The organism is Longitalea arenae (assembly GCF_016924755.1).
In the GTDB taxonomy this organism is placed as follows: domain Bacteria; phylum Bacteroidota; class Bacteroidia; order Chitinophagales; family Chitinophagaceae; genus Niastella; species Niastella arenae.
Map to the genome: position 1 here is coordinate 686,525 of NZ_JAFFJX010000001.1, position 15,822 is coordinate 702,346.

General features: G+C 44.2%; 15 protein-coding genes. 11 read left to right on the plus strand and 4 right to left on the minus strand.

Annotation, left to right across the window (positions count from 1 at the left end):
* Nucleotides 1–15 precede the first annotated feature (15 nt).
* A complete protein-coding gene (locus tag JT717_RS03005; RefSeq protein ID WP_205508696.1) occupies nucleotides 16–975 on the minus strand; it encodes a formylglycine-generating enzyme family protein in 960 nt (319 codons plus the stop codon).
* Between the two features lie 380 nt (nucleotides 976–1,355).
* Between JT717_RS03005 and JT717_RS03010 the strand changes: the two genes are divergently transcribed.
* The 3 genes from JT717_RS03010 (at nucleotide 1,356) to JT717_RS28555 (ending at nucleotide 3,396) form a co-directional block, all read left to right on the plus strand.
* On the plus strand, nucleotides 1,356–2,288 hold the full coding sequence (locus tag JT717_RS03010; RefSeq protein WP_205508697.1) for a hydroxypyruvate isomerase family protein: 933 nt from the start codon (nucleotides 1,356–1,358) through the stop codon (nucleotides 2,286–2,288).
* 50 nt (nucleotides 2,289–2,338) lie between these two features.
* Entirely contained in the window at nucleotides 2,339–3,055 is a 717-nt protein-coding gene (locus JT717_RS03015) for a LolA family protein (RefSeq protein WP_205508698.1), read from the plus strand.
* 209 nt (nucleotides 3,056–3,264) lie between these two features.
* Nucleotides 3,265–3,396, plus strand: coding sequence for a hypothetical protein (locus JT717_RS28555; RefSeq protein WP_255552907.1), 132 nt, complete (start codon nucleotides 3,265–3,267; stop codon nucleotides 3,394–3,396).
* Nucleotides 3,397–3,788: 392 nt separating this feature from the next.
* Here the strand turns inward: JT717_RS28555 and pdxA are convergent, their stop codons facing one another.
* A complete protein-coding gene (gene pdxA, locus JT717_RS03020) occupies nucleotides 3,789–4,889 on the minus strand; it encodes a 4-hydroxythreonine-4-phosphate dehydrogenase PdxA (protein WP_205508699.1) in 1,101 nt (366 codons plus the stop codon).
* A gap of 442 nt (nucleotides 4,890–5,331) precedes the next feature.
* On the opposite strand from pdxA, the gene JT717_RS03025 reads away from it, so the two are divergent.
* The 6 genes from JT717_RS03025 (at nucleotide 5,332) to JT717_RS03050 (ending at nucleotide 11,116) form a co-directional block, all read left to right on the plus strand.
* Nucleotides 5,332–7,311, plus strand: a complete 1,980-nt coding sequence (locus JT717_RS03025) for a T9SS type A sorting domain-containing protein (RefSeq protein WP_205508700.1) — start codon at nucleotides 5,332–5,334, stop codon at nucleotides 7,309–7,311.
* A gap of 173 nt (nucleotides 7,312–7,484) precedes the next feature.
* Complete coding sequence (locus JT717_RS03030) at nucleotides 7,485–7,883, plus strand: hypothetical protein (RefSeq protein ID WP_205508701.1); 399 nt, start codon at nucleotides 7,485–7,487, stop codon at nucleotides 7,881–7,883.
* A 203-nt stretch (nucleotides 7,884–8,086) separates the two neighbouring features.
* On the plus strand, nucleotides 8,087–8,839 hold the full coding sequence (rsmA, locus tag JT717_RS03035; protein WP_205508702.1) for a 16S rRNA (adenine(1518)-N(6)/adenine(1519)-N(6))-dimethyltransferase RsmA: 753 nt from the start codon (nucleotides 8,087–8,089) through the stop codon (nucleotides 8,837–8,839).
* Between the two features lie 36 nt (nucleotides 8,840–8,875).
* A complete protein-coding gene (locus JT717_RS03040) occupies nucleotides 8,876–9,799 on the plus strand; it encodes an NAD(P)-dependent oxidoreductase (RefSeq protein ID WP_205508703.1) in 924 nt (307 codons plus the stop codon).
* Nucleotides 9,800–10,140: 341 nt separating this feature from the next.
* Entirely contained in the window at nucleotides 10,141–10,614 is a 474-nt protein-coding gene (gene greA, locus JT717_RS03045; RefSeq protein WP_205508704.1) for a transcription elongation factor GreA, read from the plus strand.
* Between the two features lie 103 nt (nucleotides 10,615–10,717).
* Complete coding sequence (locus tag JT717_RS03050) at nucleotides 10,718–11,116, plus strand: HIT family protein (protein WP_205508705.1); 399 nt, start codon at nucleotides 10,718–10,720, stop codon at nucleotides 11,114–11,116.
* Between the two features lie 342 nt (nucleotides 11,117–11,458).
* Here JT717_RS03050 and ruvC read toward each other — a convergent pair whose 3' ends face one another.
* On the minus strand, nucleotides 11,459–12,094 hold the full coding sequence (ruvC, locus tag JT717_RS03055; RefSeq protein ID WP_369411679.1) for a crossover junction endodeoxyribonuclease RuvC: 636 nt from the start codon (nucleotides 12,092–12,094) through the stop codon (nucleotides 11,459–11,461).
* A gap of 31 nt (nucleotides 12,095–12,125) precedes the next feature.
* Between ruvC and JT717_RS03060 the strand changes: the two genes are divergently transcribed.
* Together JT717_RS03060 and JT717_RS03065 are read left to right on the plus strand one after the other, a co-directional pair.
* A complete protein-coding gene (locus JT717_RS03060) occupies nucleotides 12,126–13,067 on the plus strand; it encodes a lysylphosphatidylglycerol synthase domain-containing protein (RefSeq protein ID WP_369411688.1) in 942 nt (313 codons plus the stop codon).
* 51 nt (nucleotides 13,068–13,118) lie between these two features.
* Nucleotides 13,119–13,913, plus strand: a complete 795-nt coding sequence (locus JT717_RS03065) for a DUF3108 domain-containing protein (RefSeq protein ID WP_205508708.1) — start codon at nucleotides 13,119–13,121, stop codon at nucleotides 13,911–13,913.
* A gap of 937 nt (nucleotides 13,914–14,850) precedes the next feature.
* Here JT717_RS03065 and JT717_RS03070 read toward each other — a convergent pair.
* On the minus strand, nucleotides 14,851–15,690 hold the full coding sequence (locus JT717_RS03070) for an MBL fold metallo-hydrolase (protein ID WP_205508709.1): 840 nt from the start codon (nucleotides 15,688–15,690) through the stop codon (nucleotides 14,851–14,853).
* Nucleotides 15,691–15,822 lie beyond the last annotated feature (132 nt).

The window sequence follows — 15,822 nt, forward strand, 5'->3', positions numbered from 1 at the left end:
GACCGGTAACGCAGGTTACTCATGGCAATATTTTTTATAAAATGCTTCTGCTTCTTCAGCAGTAGGCGCTTTTAGCGGACGAACCACGCGAAAGCCAACGGCCATGGCATCGGTTAACCACCATTTGCTTTTGGGCATCTGGGGATCGCGTTTATTCCAGGAAGGATCGGATGGCAGGCGGCTGGCACAACGCAGAGCATCCGGTTTATCAAGATAACCACCGCCACGAACGGCACGCGGATAAGTGACCGTTGGCGCTACCGTAGGATTATGCGCCGTATCACCCAGCGCTGTAAAATAATCTTCCCGGAATTCGTCCAGCGTCCATTCACTTACATTTCCAAGCATATCATATAAGCCCCAGGCATTCGGTTTCTTCTGCCCGGTTTTCTGGTATTTTTTATTGCTGTTATCAGCGAACCAGGCATAGTCTTTCAACTGCTTTACGTCATTGCCAAAGTAATAGGCGCTGGTACTGCCGGCCCTGCAGGCGTATTCCCATTCAGCTTCGGTGGGCAGGCGGTAAAAAACGCCTGTCTTTTTATACAACCAGCGGCAGTACATCATAGCCGTATATTGCGACATGCTGTTAACCGGAAATCCACCCTGCTTGCCCATGCCCCAGCTGAGGTCAATATATTGTGGTGTAGGGCGGGTAACAGCATCTACTTCAGAATCACGCGGGGTGTTTTCATCGTTAAAGAACAAAAGGAATTCATCATAGGTCACTTCTTTAGCGCCCATCCAGAAAGCATCGAGGCTGATCTTTTTGGCAGGTCCTTCTGTTGGCTTGCGGCCTGCTTCGGCAGCCGGACTACCCATAACAAAGCTACCAGCCTGTACAGGTACCATGTTAAACTGTACGGTACTGCCCGGTATGCTCTGGTCATAAGGTATGAATTCGGTTGAAGTACTCGTTTGCGCTATGGCGCTGGCAATCGAAAACAAAAAAGAAATTACAAATACTGATTTCACAAGGCTGTTTTTGGTGAGAAGGTGAAAATTAAGAAATTAAAACACTTGATTACATCCTTACCCGATTTAGTTTTTAGAAAACGTTTGCACCGGGCCCAAACCGCATACCTCCGATGCATGACGTTAACAGCCTGTGTTTGGTTGCAATAACTAACTATATTCCATAAACAAAAATGCTTAATAAGTTTAGCATTATGCAAACCGGATCTGGTCATTCTATATATAAAATACCCGTTATTTGTTGCAGCCTATACTCTCTTATAAGTCGTTCAACGCTGCCTGTACCCTAAACCAGCAGGTGGTTCTTTATTTTTTGTTTTATCCGCCATCAGGTTGGTGGCTTAATATTATTATACATAATTTTAGAAAAACGGCACTATATGAAAAGACGATCCTTTCTGCAACAAACGGCTCTGGCTGGCGCTTCCTTATTAACTGCTTCAGGCGTACATGCTGCTGCTACACCCCACTACCCCGAACATTTACCTGTTGCAGAGAAGCCTTTTAATTTGAATTATGCTTTTCACGATGGTATGTTCAAGAACCATGGCGGCAATGATATCATTGACCAGATAAAATTCGGCTATGACCATGGTTTTCGTTCCATTGAAGATAATGGTATGATGAAACGCGCAGCAGAACAACAAAAGAAAATAGGCGACACTTTACAAAAGCTGGGTATGAGCATGGGTGTATTTGTGATCACATCAGATAACTGGCACTGGAATACCACCCTCACCACGGGCAAACAGGAATGGATAGATAAAATGCTCAATGATTGCAAAACCGCGGTGGAAGTGGCTAAACGCTGCGGCGCCAGATGGATGACGGTTGTGCCGGGCAATTTTGACAGATCCCTGCCTTTTGATTACCAGACAGCCAATGTAATTACCGCCTTGCGTAAAGCGAGCGCCATACTCGAGCCACATGGCCTGGTAATGGTGCTGGAAATGTTAAGCGATAACCCCGACCTCTTCCTGCGACATTCTGCCCAGGCCTACATGATCTGTAAAGCGGTGAACAGCCCTTCCTGCAAAATGCTGTTTGATATGTACCATATGCAACGCAATGAAGGAGACATCATTAATAACCTCAATAAATCCTGGGACGAGATCGGTTACCTGCAAATAGGCGATAATCCTGGCAGAAAGGAACCCGGTACCGGCGAAATGAACTACAGGAATATTTTCAAGCACATTCATAGCAAAGGATTTAAAGGCATTTTGGGCATGGAACATGGAAATTTCCAACAGGGAAAAGAGGGCGAACTGGCTTTGATCAGGGCGTATCGTGAGGCGGACAGTTTTCTGTAAGGCTTCGTTAAAAATGGTAGCGCCAGGTGGGCTTGTGTTAATTTTGCAGCATGAACAGGCTGATGAAAAAAATATTTGTTCCCGGCAGTTTACTGGTATTTCTCTTATTGCCGGCTATTGTAGGCCAGGCACAGGATGCCAATGAGCTCATAAAAAAAGTGAAAGATAAACTGGCGCTTGTAAAGGACTACCAGGCGGAAGGGGTCATGAAGACCGATGTATCGTTCATGAAAGTGCCCGAGTCGAAGGTAACCATCTATTATAAGAAACCCGACAAGTTCAAGATCAAAAAGCAGGATGGTATTTCTATAGTGCCCAAAGGCGGCGGCAATATAAATCTGGCGGCCTTATTTGAAGGCGATAACTACACGGCTGTTCCGGCCGGTAAGGGAAACATAAATGGCGCACCCGTTGCTATTGTGAAGCTATTGCCATTGGACGAAAAAAGTGATGTGGTGGTTTCCACCCTCTATATCGATGAAAAAGATGCCCTGGTCAAAAAAGCTGTTATTACTACCCGGGAAAACGGGACCTATGAAATGGAAATGCAATACGGTAAATATACCAACCGCGGCCTGCCGGATGTAATTACTTTTCTCTTTGCAACCAAAGATTATAAACTTCCTAAAGGACTTGCTTTTGATTACGATGCCGGCGAGCAACAACAAAAAACGAATACAGGAAGTGGAAATCAAAAGGGGAAGATCCAGATCTCTTATACCAGCTATATTATCAATAAGGGCATAGGTAATGAAATATTTAAGTAACGTTAGTTAGTACCAATAACATGGATGTTTCCCAACTGTATTGACCCGCATCAGGTAGTTTAATTTTTTTTTAATGTCAGTTTCATGATAATCAACCTGTTGATTAATAGGTATAACTCATTATTACCGGGTAGAAGAAATAATATATTCAATGCATGCGTTATATATGCGCACTTTAAATGTGAAGAGTACACCTGAAAACTGAAAACATGTCTTTATTTCTGCGATTAAGCAATTTACCTGCCGGTTATTTATTTTCTTACAGAACCATCACTGTTGTATTGCAGAATACAGCACCCCTGGTTATGAAAGAGAATGATCGCAACAGTAATACTTACTAAAAATATATTGTTTGGCGGCTCCGCATGGAACTGGCGGATCTGTAGGGGCATGATCTTACATCATAGCTGTACGAAACATCTTGCTTAGACCTTAACTTATGGTTGTCTTGCTCTGATGTGTATCTTCCTGAACCTTAACCTATGCTGTGCATAGACCAGTTACTGAACTGGCTAACGCATTTCCTAAACCTTGGCCTATGCTTTTGCCGATGGTAGTTGCAATGACTGGCAACTTATTTTGTAAACCTTAGCTTATGTGAGATAGTTGTCTGCCCCCGGCAGACAGGCTTACAAGGCCAATCTATTTCGTAAACCTTAGCCTACTTGTCCTATCTAAATAAAAGATCCTCCCGATGATACAGGAGGATCTTTGTTTATATGCTCAATGCTGTTTATTCGTTCGTATTGTCTTCCTCTATTTTTTCGTCTTCTACATTCGCCAGGATAGCCGGGGTCACTTTCTTCACAGGATTGCGGTGGCTTTCTATATACCCGCTGCGGCGGTTAATGATATCGATACATTCAAAGATCGCCGTAAGGAAAGAAGAATGATCGGCTTTGTTCTTACCGGCAATATCGAAAGCGGTACCGTGATCGGGCGATGTACGAACCGCAGGTAAACCGGCAGTATAGTTTACGCCTTCACCAATAGCCAGCGATTTAAAAGGGATCAAACCCTGATCGTGGTACATAGCCAGCACCGCATCAAACTTTTCATATTGCCTGCGGGCAAAAAATCCATCGGCGCTGTAGGGCCCCATGGCCAGCATGAAATGACGCGCATCCTTAATGGCTGGTTTAATGATCTCTTCTTCTTCCCGGCCAATCAATCCTTCATCGCCGGCATGGGGGTTGAGGCCCAGCACAGCCACTTTGGGTTTATCGATGCCAAAATCTTTTATCAGCGAATTGTTGATAATGCTGAGTTTCGAAAGAATGTTGTCACGCGTAACATATTTGGCGGCTTCGCCTACTGGTACATGTTCACTCAGCAACCCTACCCTGAAATTACCGGCCACCATTAGCATGGCAACGTCCTGTACACCAAAAACATGTTTCAGGTAGGGCGTATGACCGGTATAATTGAATTCGTTGCTATGGGTATTTTTCTTATGGATCGGCGCCGTAACCAACCCATGGATTTTGCCCTCTTTCAGTGCCTGTACCGCCGTAGTGAGGGATTTAATAGCGTATTTGCCGCCTACATCAGAAAGCTGTCCGGGGGTAATGCCCACTTCTTCTTCCCAGCAATTAAAAATGTTGATCTGTTTAAAGTTTACGCGGTTCAGTTCCTTAATGCTCTGGTAGCTGAAGTTGATATCGGGTACCGATTTGCGATAAAAATTGATCACCTTATTCGAAGCGAAAATAACGGGCGTACAAAGCTCGAGCAGGCGGTGATCGTTCAGGGTCTTGATGATCAGTTCTGCCCCAATACCGTTCAGATCGCCGATCGAAATGCCTATTATGGGTTTTTGTTGTTGTACGTTCATTGTGAGTTTACTATTGAAGCGGCTAATTTACGATATAATGTTCAACGTGTAATGTTTAAGCTTCTGCCAGGGGCATTTGGCCGGCAACAGGTCCGGTTTATATGGTTTCCCTGCAAGCCGCCGCAGCTGGCCGTACATTCAACGGCTATCTTAAACAACTGGTCGAAACGCCTAAATGCTGCACTTCCAACGCACTCGACCTTAAACTTATCATGCAATATAAAGAAAAACAATTATTAAGGTATAGCTATTTATATATATACTATATATAACTAATATAATGTTTGTTATATTTGATGTAATTAATCAATCCTGCTTATGAAAACGCACCTCGTATTAGTTTGTCTTCTTATACTATCCTGTGGACCTCCGCTGGCGGCCGCAGCCTCAGCTCCCTGTTTATTCTTCCCTATGTCCGTTTCGTTTGATTAAATCCGTTTATATGCCAATCCGTATTCATGAAATATTACCAATGCTGCTGTTAGCAACTACAAGCCTTTGGGTAAATGCACAGATCTCAGCGCCTGTTATCAGAGGAAAGTTCGGCGTGGATGCCGATGTGCAGAACAATTGGTTCAACAATGCCGGTTACACCCTGGCCGGCAATGATGACTGGTTCTTCCGAAATGGGACAACTGCCACCAGCACCTTCGTGATAGATACAGCAGGTGCCGCCGCCATCCTCGCGCAGTATGGGATGGGCATCGGGCTTACGACCCCTTTTTTCCGAAAGATGCGATATCCATCATTTAGCCTGGTAGACGGTTCCAAAACCATGATCGATGCCATCTTTGTGCGGGATTACCATGGTGCTGATACGACCGCTTTTTCTTTAGGCTCCAATAAAAATGGTATGAGCCCGGCCGAGTGGGGCTGTGGCTACCAGCCGGTACCGAATAAAAATGATATCCTCGATGCTTATGTTCATATCAGGAGGGAAGGCCCTACAGCATCGCTCGCCGATACCTTGTGGATGTTTGGCGGGCTGGCGCTGGAAGCGACCAATGGCAACCGGTATTTCGATTTTGAACTATACCAGTCGGATATATTGTATACCCGCAGTACCAATTCATTTACCGGTTATGGGCCCGATGGGGGACACACGTCCTGGAAGTTTGATGCAGCGGGAAAAGTAACGCAGGTGGGCGATATCATCTTTTCGGCTGATTATGGCAGTTCCGAGCTGAGCTCCATTGAGGCGCGTATTTGGGTAGAAGCAGCTGCCCGGAGTATAACGCCTGCGGCATTTAACTGGACTGCCGATTTTGAGCCGTCCAGCAGCAATCCCGCATTTGGCTACGCAGCCATCAGGCCTAAGACGGCTGTCCCTTTTTATTTTGGTACCACCAATTCTACCGAATCCTGGGCAGGTCCATTCGCCATTGTAAGAGCAAACAACAGTGTACAGTCAAATTACGAGCGAAACCAGTTTATGGAATTTGGGGTAAACCTCACAGTTTTGGGGCTCAATCCCCAATCACTCATGGGAGTAACAGACTGCGGATTCCCTTTTAGTAAGTTGCTGGTGAAAACCCGTTCTTCTACTTCTTTTAGTGCAGAGTTAAAAGACTTCATCGGACCGTATGATCTTTTTTTACCACCCCGCGCACTAGCCGTGCCTGATATACCCCTGTTTTGCGGTGCAACCGGCATCAGCCAGTTAGCAGTAACCAATCCGTATGCTACCTCCAGCTACACCTGGACGACCGATACCGGGCATATTGTCGGAAGCAGTACCGGTACATCAATCACCGTAGATGAGCCCGGTACCTATGTTGTTACACAAACCCTTGAAAATGGTTGTCCTGCCTATGCTACAGACACGATCGTGATCCTGTTGGATCCGGCCTGTGCGGTACTCACCAGTAATGATGTGATTCTTACCGGAGCGCTTAAAAACAGCATGGCGCAATTGAACTGGTCTGTTCAGCATAACCGCGAGATCCGATTATTTACCCTTGAAAAAAGCACTGATGGAATACATTTTACACTGGTAGCTACAGCTAACCCTTTACAGTTGCAGGCAACCTATGCGACATATAAAACCATCGATAATGTTCATGGCCTGAATCATCCTTACGTTTATTACCGGTTAAAGCTTTCCTTAAAGAATGGAATGGTAGTTTACAGCAAAGTGCTGCCTTTGGCAGTGACCCCTATCAGCAATGATAACATCAGCTTGCAGCCTAACCCTGTCAGGGATCATTTACAGATCAATATTTATTCGACCGCCGACCGCGACGTACAGGTACTTATTTATAACACTACCGGACAACTGATGCGAACAATGAACAGCCGGGTGAAAAAAGGTTATGCCGCACTTACCGTGAGTGATCTCTGTGACTGGCCGAAAGGTGTATATGCGATAAAACTTGTGTCAGGCAAAGACTCCTTTGTAAACAGGATGATCCTGGTGAAATAATAACATTTCTATGACAGCTTGTAGCTCTTAGTACAGACTGCTTTTTTGTAGGTATGCTACATTGCATACATTACTGTATTATTGAATCTCAATTGGATAAGGGTTTATTTTAGGACAGCCTCACCAATAATTTTTTGAAAGAGACGTTTAAAGAGTGCCAAGAATCCGTATTTATGAAAAACACCCTACTGGCTGTGTTGATCACAACAGTGTGTTATGATCATATACATGCACAACGTATAACTCCGCAGGTTGTTAGTAATGCTGTTAGTCCCGGTTCCTTAGCCGATGGTGCTGCCTCAACAGATAAGCTTAGCAGTGATATTTTTTCCACACATAAGCTGGTGGATGGAGTGCTTACAATGAATAAACTGGCTGATGATATCAGTCATTCAGAAACAATTTTAGATGATGTTGTCATGACCGGCAGCCAGCAACGATCACCCAATATATTGTCGCGATCCAGTGTTGTCAGCGAACTATGGTCCCATGCCTGGCAAAGGCAGACGCTGTTATTACCCATTCAAATTGTACAAAAACCCCGGCCTGTTAATACCAAAAGGACCGGCTGAAACATATAAAGGTTGAACTAAGGTTTAAGTTTCATGCGGATCAAAGAGGTCCGGTAGTAATTCATTCATGAATGATGCAGCCCCACCTCTTTAAATAACATTGCTAAAAGCGCTGCTGTTTCCTGCAACTTTGCATCGGATGCAAATAACGTGTTGCCGATCTGGCTTTGCCAATTGCCTGTTGATTTTCGTACTTTTGCCCTGTGTATACACTAAAAAAATCGCTGGGACAGCATTTTCTGAAGGATGAGAATGTGTGTCGTAAAATTGTAGAGGCGTTACAGGAGCATCCATTTCAGCGGCTGTTGGAAGTGGGACCCGGTGGCGGTGCGCTGACCAAATATTTGATTACGCTTCCCGATATTGATTTTAAATGCGTTGAACTCGACGAGGAGAAAGTGATCTGGCTACTGCAACAGTATCCTGCGCTACAGTCAAAGATCATTCACCAGGATTTTTTGACGATTGCTCAGCCGTTCAGCGAACCATTTACCCTGGTAGGCAATTTTCCGTACAATATTTCTTCCCAGATATTATTTAAGGTGTTGGAGTGGAAGGCCACTGTGCAAACGGTGATCGGGATGTTCCAGAAGGAAGTAGCGCAACGGGTGGTGGCCAAAGAAGGAAATAAGGTTTATGGCATTTTGAGCGTATTGGTACAGGCCTTTTTTGAAGTAGAATATTTGTTTGAAGTACATGAGAATGCTTTCAATCCACCGCCAAAAGTGAAAAGCGCGGTGATCAGGTTAACACCTAAACAAACAGTGCCCGACATGAAAAGTGAGCGGCAGTTTTTCGTATTGGTGAAAACCGCTTTTAACCAGCGACGCAAAACGCTTCGCAATGCAGTGAAAAGTTTATATACACCTGAAGCATTGAAAGATCCCATTTTCGACAAAAGGGCCGAACAATTGACGGTGGATGATTTTGCACGGCTTACTTTTACCATGAAATAAATTGATTATTACCTCCTATACCGGAAAAGCAGGAAGATGAAGAATGTTATTATTACCGCCAGAGTGCACGACTGGCTTATAGAACAGTTACAGAAAAAAGGATTTACGATACAATATGTGCCAACGGTTACTTATGAAGAACTGTTAAACACCATTCCCGAAGCAGAAGGCCTGATCATTACCACCCGGATAAAAATAGATAAAGCGATACTCGACCGGGCCGCCCGTTTAAAATGGATCGGCCGGCTGGGCAGTGGTATGGAATTGATAGATGTAGCCTATGCTGAAAGCAAAGGCATCAAATGTGTAAGCAGTCCGGAAGGCAATCGCAATGCCGTTGCAGAGCATGCCCTGGGCATGTTGCTGAACCTGATGAACAAAATGAGCAGCAGTATGCAGGAGATCAGGGAAGGCAAATGGATCCGCGACGCCAACCGGGGCATCGAACTTACCGGTAAAACAGTTGGTATCATTGGTTACGGTAATACGGGTAGCGCTTTTGCCCGGCTGTTGGCGCCCTTTGACGTTACAGTACTGGCACATGATAAATTCAAATTTGATTTTGCAAAAGGCTTTATACGGGAGGCAAATCCCGGGCAGATCGCCCGCTATGCAGATGTGATAAGTATGCACCTGCCATTGACCGATGAAACTTTCCATTACGCCAATGACGCCTTTTTCAACGCGCTTGAACGCAAGCCGTTTTTCCTGAATACTTCCCGCGGAAAGGTGCAGGAGACCGGCGCCATCATCAGGGCTTTGCAAAACGGTAAAATTGCCGGGGCCGGACTGGATGTGCTGGAAAATGAAAAGCTGGAGACCTATTCGGAAACCGAAAAAGAGGAACTGGACTGGCTTTTACACCAGCCCAATGTGCTTATAACACCCCATACTGCCGGGTACAGTCACGAAGCCTTTTTTAAAATGGCCAGTGTGGTATTAGAGAAACTTGGTATATGATGTTGTATTTCTAATGGAAATCTAATGCTGCAGCGCAAGTGGTGGCTGCTGCCAGGTTTTATTAAAGAAACGGCTGCTTGAAAACCGGTGAAAGCGGCGTAAAGACCTAAAAACACAGTTCATTAACTAATTATTACAACCGGTTAAGCCGCTGCCTGTTACCAATCACCGTGGAGGCTTGAATTTCCTGGTAAAAAATCGAAGCGGGTAACTTAATCATTCTGAAAAAAACTTTATTTTTGTTTTACAACAGTAGTGCAACGCTTCAGCCCTGAGGCGTTGTTCTTTTTTTCTGTTTATAGTAGAAGCCAATTATATCTGGTTAAAATAAGGAGGTTTTTATGACTAGTGTTCTATACGTTACAAAAGAAACGCTTGAGCAAATGAAAGAGGAGCTGCTGCGTATGCGTACAGTCGATCGTCCGGCTGCGGCCAGGGCTATTGCAGAAGCGCGGGAAAAAGGTGATTTGAAGGAAAATGCTGAATACGATGCCGCCAAGGAAGCCCAGGGCATACTGGAAGCTAAGATCAAAAAGCTGGAAAGCGATATTGCCAGCGTTCGTATACTTGATACCGAAAACGTAGATACCAGCAAAGTGTCTATACTTACCAAAGTTACCATCCTTAATCTGGCTAATAAGAAAAGGATTACCTACACGATCGTTTCTGAAAAAGAAGCTGATCTCAAACAAGGAAAGATCTCCGTGACCTCCCCCATCGGCCAGGGCCTGCTTGGCAAAGTTGTTGGCGACGTGGCAGAAGTTCAGGTTCCTGCCGGTTTGCTCAAATTTAAGATTGAAGAGATCACCGTTTAACTACGGCTGCGTTCTTCCCGATTCCCGGATACTTTTTATTACAATTTTCATAAGGCTGGGTTGCGAATTGCTTCATTTATATTACATATAAATTGCCGGGCATATGACTATTTTTTCGAAGATCATTGCTGGTGAAATACCGGCTTATAAGATTGCAGAAGACGAACAGTTTTTTGCATTCCTTGATATTTTTCCATTGGTAGAAGGCCATGTGTTGGTGATACCAAAACTGGAAATTGATAAATTTTTCGATGTGCCGGATGACTACCTGAGCCGCATGCTCGTATTTTCGAAACCCATTGCAAAGGCCATTGAGAAGGTATTTCCGTGCAACCGCTGTGGATTGGCCGTAGTAGGTCTGGAAGTCCCTCATGCGCATTTGCACCTGGTGCCTATTAACGGTATCAATGACCTGAATTTTACCCGCGGCAAGCTCAAGCTCTCCCCAGAGCAGCTGAAAGCGGCGCAGGAGAAGATCGTAAATGCCATGGGCAATAAGTAGAAAGCACCGGTTACACAAAATTGCCGATCAGACGGCCAACCACAATAAATTGCAAAGAGTCCCTCAACCAAGGGGCTCTTTGTATTTTTGGATGGAACCCTGCGCATGAGCAAGCGGCATGTTACAATTAGTAGGAGGTCTGAATGAAAGGGGCAATTGCCCACTGCCCATTGCCAACTGCCAGCTGCCAGCAGCGTGTTACTATTAGTAGGAGGTTTGAGTTATCAGGTAAACTGCCCATTGCCAACTGCCCACTGCCAGCAGCGTGTTACCATTAGTAGGAGGTCTGAATTACAAGGTAAACTGCCAATTGCCCACTGCAAATTGCCAACTGCCCCCTGCCTACTGCTTATTGGTTATTCTGCCCGGGTTTTTGGCAATAAAATCTTCCCAGCCCTTTAACTTCTTGCCGGTGGTTTTCAGGAGGGAATTATCCTGAAAATGATGGCAAACCGCTACTGCCAGCGCATCGGAAGCATCCAGGTATTTAATTTCCGTATTATGCTGAATGGAAAGTATGCGCTGCAGCATTTGCCATACCTGCTCTTTGGCTGCATTCCCATTACCTGTAATGGACTGCTTTATCTTTTTCGGGGAATATTCAAATACTTCCACGCCCGCGTTCATGGCGGCGGCAATAGCCACCCCCTGGGCCCGGCCCAGTTTAAGCATACTTTGTACGTTCTTTCCAAAAAAAGGCGCTTCAATGGCAAAGCTGCCAGGTTTATATTGCCGGATAAGATCGCTCACTTTTTGGTGAATAAGCTGCAGGCGTTCATAATTATCTTTTCGCGCGTTCAGCTTCAGTGTACTCATCTCCAGCATTTTTAATTTTTGCGACGATACCACTATAATGCTGTACCCCATGAACAAGGTGCCGGGATCAATACCAAGAATTATTTTTGAAGGTGTTTGCAAGGAGCGTGGGGATTGGATTACTTTGTGATCATTTTTGGTGACGTTGAACAAAAATATCAAAATTATTCTCAACTATGTGATCGGGCCGCTGGTGTTTTGCCTGCTGGCATGGTCAATTTACCAGCAATTACTAAAGCAGAGCAACTGGAAAGCTTCCTTACAACATGCCTGGCAGGCATTAACTGGCGCCGAGTACTGGAAATTGTTACTAACTATTGCGCTTATGTTTGCCAACTGGGGCCTGGAAACCCGTAAATGGCAGCTGGTAGTCGGGCGGGTACAGCATCTAACCTTCTTGCAGTCAGCCAAAGCAGTATTCACCGGAACGACTTTAGGATTTTTCACCCCTAACCGGATAGGGGAGTATATGGGCCGAATATTATATCTTGATGAAGGCAAGCGAATAAAAGCATTTTCGCTTACTATTGTGTGCAGTATGGGGCAGCTGCTGGTGACCTGGTGGGCAGGAATTGGCGGAATTTTATATTTACAGACCTATGGGAATACAGAATTGCTTCATACGTTTGCAGGGCTTTGGATGAAAATAGTGTTGTACAGTGCTATCGCAGGAGCTGTAATTTTAACACTATTTTATTTTCGTTTGGCGGGCCTGGTAAGATGGTTTGAAAAGATCCCACGTTTACAAAAGCCTGTGTCTTATATACGGGTTTTAGATAGTCTTAACGCAACCATCTTATTTCGGATATTGTCTTTATCTGTGCTTAGGTACAGCGTTTTTATGGGGCAATATTACCTGCTGTTCGATGTGTTTGATGTGCATGTAACTGCTGCCCAGGTTGTGGGTTCTGTAAGTGTTATTTTCCTGGTTTTATCGATAGTACCAACCATTGCGGTGATCACAGAACTGGGGGTTCGATGGAGAGTCGGCATTGAAGTGGTACAACTTTTTGATAACAATATTACTGGAATACTGGCAACCTCCCTGGCCATATGGATTATTAACCTGGTGATACCAGCTTTAATAGGGAGTTTGTTAATTTTGGGCATCAAATTATTTAATAGTAGAAAATAATACACTGGCCCGCACGTCAACCTTATTAAATGGATTAATTGATAGCGTTACATGAAATTAAACCGACCACTTGTTTTTCTCCTGTTTGTCATCATGTACTTTCCGCTGAAAGCCGGGGATGGCTTTTGCAACATCCGTAATTCGGCCTTTTCCAATGGTGAAATGATCACCCTGAAAGTATTTTATACGGTGGTGGGCGCCTACTTTGGGGCGGGAGAAGCTACCTTTAATACCACCCTGGAAAAAATGGCCGGAAAACCGGTATATCATATTGTTGGTGATGGTAAAACCTATAGCTTTTACGATAACTTCTTCAAGGTTCGGGATAAATACGAAACTTATATAGATACGGCTACTCTACAGCCATACCGGTTCATTCGAAACGTATACGAAGGGGGCTATAAAAAATACGAGAACGTAACATTTAATAAAACTACCAACTCCGCCGTAACCAACCAGGGCGTTTATAAAGTACCTGAATGTGTACAGGATGTATTGAGTGCCGTTTATTACTCGCGGAATATTGATTTTAACAAATACAAGGTCGGCGACAGGATCAATTTTTCCATGTTCCTCGATAATGAAGTATATGAAATGTATATCCGGTACCTGGGAAAAGAAACCATCAAAACCAAGTATGGAAAGTTCAAAGCTATAAAATTCAAACCGCTCCTGATCAAAGGGACTATTTTTGAAGGTGGTGAGAAAATGACGGTTTGGGTGAGCGATGATAGAAATCATATTCCGGTACGTATCGAAAGCCCGATTTCAGTGGGCAGTGTAAAGATCGATATGATCAGCTACCGCAACCTGCGCTATCCGCTCACTTCCCTGGTAAGCCTGTAGGTGATAATAGCCCGGAGATACTTCTATTTGTATCAAGCAATTAATTGACTTTCAATAAGTAATGGCTTTATTTTCTCAGCTGCCCTGTTCCCAATTCTTTAAAATGCGCTTGAAAATCCGGCAGCTTGACTGGCTGGCGGCCTCTCGAAAATAAGCAGAATCATTCCTGCAGGCAGTCCTATGAAATGAAGTTGAAGAGCATTTGGCTGCCTCATTCCTTCGGTTCACTGACTACTCTCTGACACCTGAAATTGTAAATGCAAGCTTTTGACCGACGGCTGTTCAGGTTGCCGGCTTTTGTATATGCCAGCGCCGGGCCATTACACTTACAAGGTCCGAAATTGAAAATCAATCGAACCTTATTTTTAAGCTGGTACGTAACGGGGCCTGGCTGATTTGGGCCTCGCCTGAGAAATTAGTCTCTGCCCTTTGTTACCGCCGCCATTGGCAAATGCCCAATTGCCGAACGCGATAGGCAAAATCTGAAACTGGCCATTTTGCGATCCAGGATCTCTGAATCTTCCCAAAACCGAAAAAATTGAGTTTTTGATAAAATCTCTGAAAATGAGTAAAACCCAAGAAATATGGTTGAATTTATATATTAATAAATCATCATTCGTTTTGCGCCGGAAAAGCTGGTTTTTAACTAAAACGTCAAAAGCGTCTAATCCGTCAAAAGCGACAACAGATTTTTTCTTCGTTTAACCCAGGCATTTATCATTGTTTAGACAATAACGGTAACCTGGACCATTAGCCGAATGATTTAATCGGTTAAAAATCTTTCGCTGCGTTTACAAGGCATAGAATGGCTGAAATGCAACGGCATTTGAGGAACAACATTCACTTCACGTAATACCGTACAGCAATAGAACCATCAACGCCCCACGCGTCACTGAAAGCACTGTTTACTTGTTCAAGCTTGCAACACGTTAGAGCGTTACAGTTCCGCTAACTTAAACAGCTCCTTATGCCTCACACCTCTGTCGGTTTGTTGTAATGAGCAGCATTCATGAACCGGATCGTGTTCAAAAAATAAAATGTAATTTCTTTCAACAGCTTCTGTAAGAAATTGTTTCTTCTCCTGCAGCGTAGTGAGCGGGAACATATCATAGGCCATTACATACGGAATGGGCAGATGCGCTACAGCAGGCAACAAATCGGCTGCATATACAACGGTATGCCCTTTATAACTGATCTGTGGTAACATCATTGCTTCTGTATGTCCATACACAAATCGAACTTTCATCGACTCAGAGAATTCCACACCATCGGTTGGTTCAACAAATTTCAATTGTCCACTTTCCTGTATAGGCAAAATGTTTTCTTTTAGAAATGAAGCTTTCTCACGATCATTAGGCTGGGTAGCCGCTTCCCAATGCCGTAAATTGCTCCAGTAAGTTGCATTTTTAAAAGCAGGGATCAATTTATCGCCCGACCGGATGATGCTTCCTCCGCAATGATCAAAATGCAGGTGGGTAAGGAAAACATCGGTGATGTCATCGGCATGAAAGCCATATTTCGCGAGTGACTTGTTTAGCGAATCCTCCCCATTCAGGTAATAATGACGCATGAATTTATCATCCTGTTTATCACCTATGCCATTATCAATCAAAATCAACCGGTTCTCTTCCTGTATGAGCATACTCCGCATAGCCCAGTTACAAAGGTTGTTGTCATCGGCAGGATTTAACTTATTCCAGATCGATTTAGGTACTACACCAAACATGGCCCCGCCATCTAATCGAAAGTATCCGGTATTGATTGAGTAAAGTTGCATTTGGAAGATTTTGTCAATAAGTTATTAAATTAGTCAATGGTCAATGATGAATACAATAAAGGCTCAATGTTTAACGCTATACGTAAAACAAAAGAACTTTCGGCGTGGGCGCAGCACTTAAACAATGCCACG

Bases quoted from the DNA above. Each gene is read 5' to 3' on its own strand.
- JT717_RS03010 (WP_205508697.1), top strand. From the start codon at position 1,356: ATGAAAAGACGATCCTTTCTGCAACAAACGGCTCTGGCTGGCGCTTCC.
- JT717_RS03015 (WP_205508698.1), top strand. From the start codon at position 2,339: ATGAACAGGCTGATGAAAAAAATATTTGTTCCCGGCAGTTTACTGGTA.
- JT717_RS28555 (WP_255552907.1), top strand. From the start codon at position 3,265: ATGTCTTTATTTCTGCGATTAAGCAATTTACCTGCCGGTTATTTATTT.
- pdxA (WP_205508699.1), bottom strand. From the start codon at position 4,889: ATGAACGTACAACAACAAAAACCCATAATAGGCATTTCGATCGGCGAT.
- JT717_RS03025 (WP_205508700.1), top strand. From the start codon at position 5,332: ATGCCAATCCGTATTCATGAAATATTACCAATGCTGCTGTTAGCAACT.
- JT717_RS03030 (WP_205508701.1), top strand. From the start codon at position 7,485: ATGAAAAACACCCTACTGGCTGTGTTGATCACAACAGTGTGTTATGAT.
- JT717_RS03040 (WP_205508703.1), top strand. From the start codon at position 8,876: ATGAAGAATGTTATTATTACCGCCAGAGTGCACGACTGGCTTATAGAA.
- greA (WP_205508704.1), top strand. From the start codon at position 10,141: ATGACTAGTGTTCTATACGTTACAAAAGAAACGCTTGAGCAAATGAAA.
- JT717_RS03050 (WP_205508705.1), top strand. From the start codon at position 10,718: ATGACTATTTTTTCGAAGATCATTGCTGGTGAAATACCGGCTTATAAG.
- JT717_RS03065 (WP_205508708.1), top strand. From the start codon at position 13,119: ATGAAATTAAACCGACCACTTGTTTTTCTCCTGTTTGTCATCATGTAC.
- JT717_RS03070 (WP_205508709.1), bottom strand. From the start codon at position 15,690: ATGCAACTTTACTCAATCAATACCGGATACTTTCGATTAGATGGCGGG.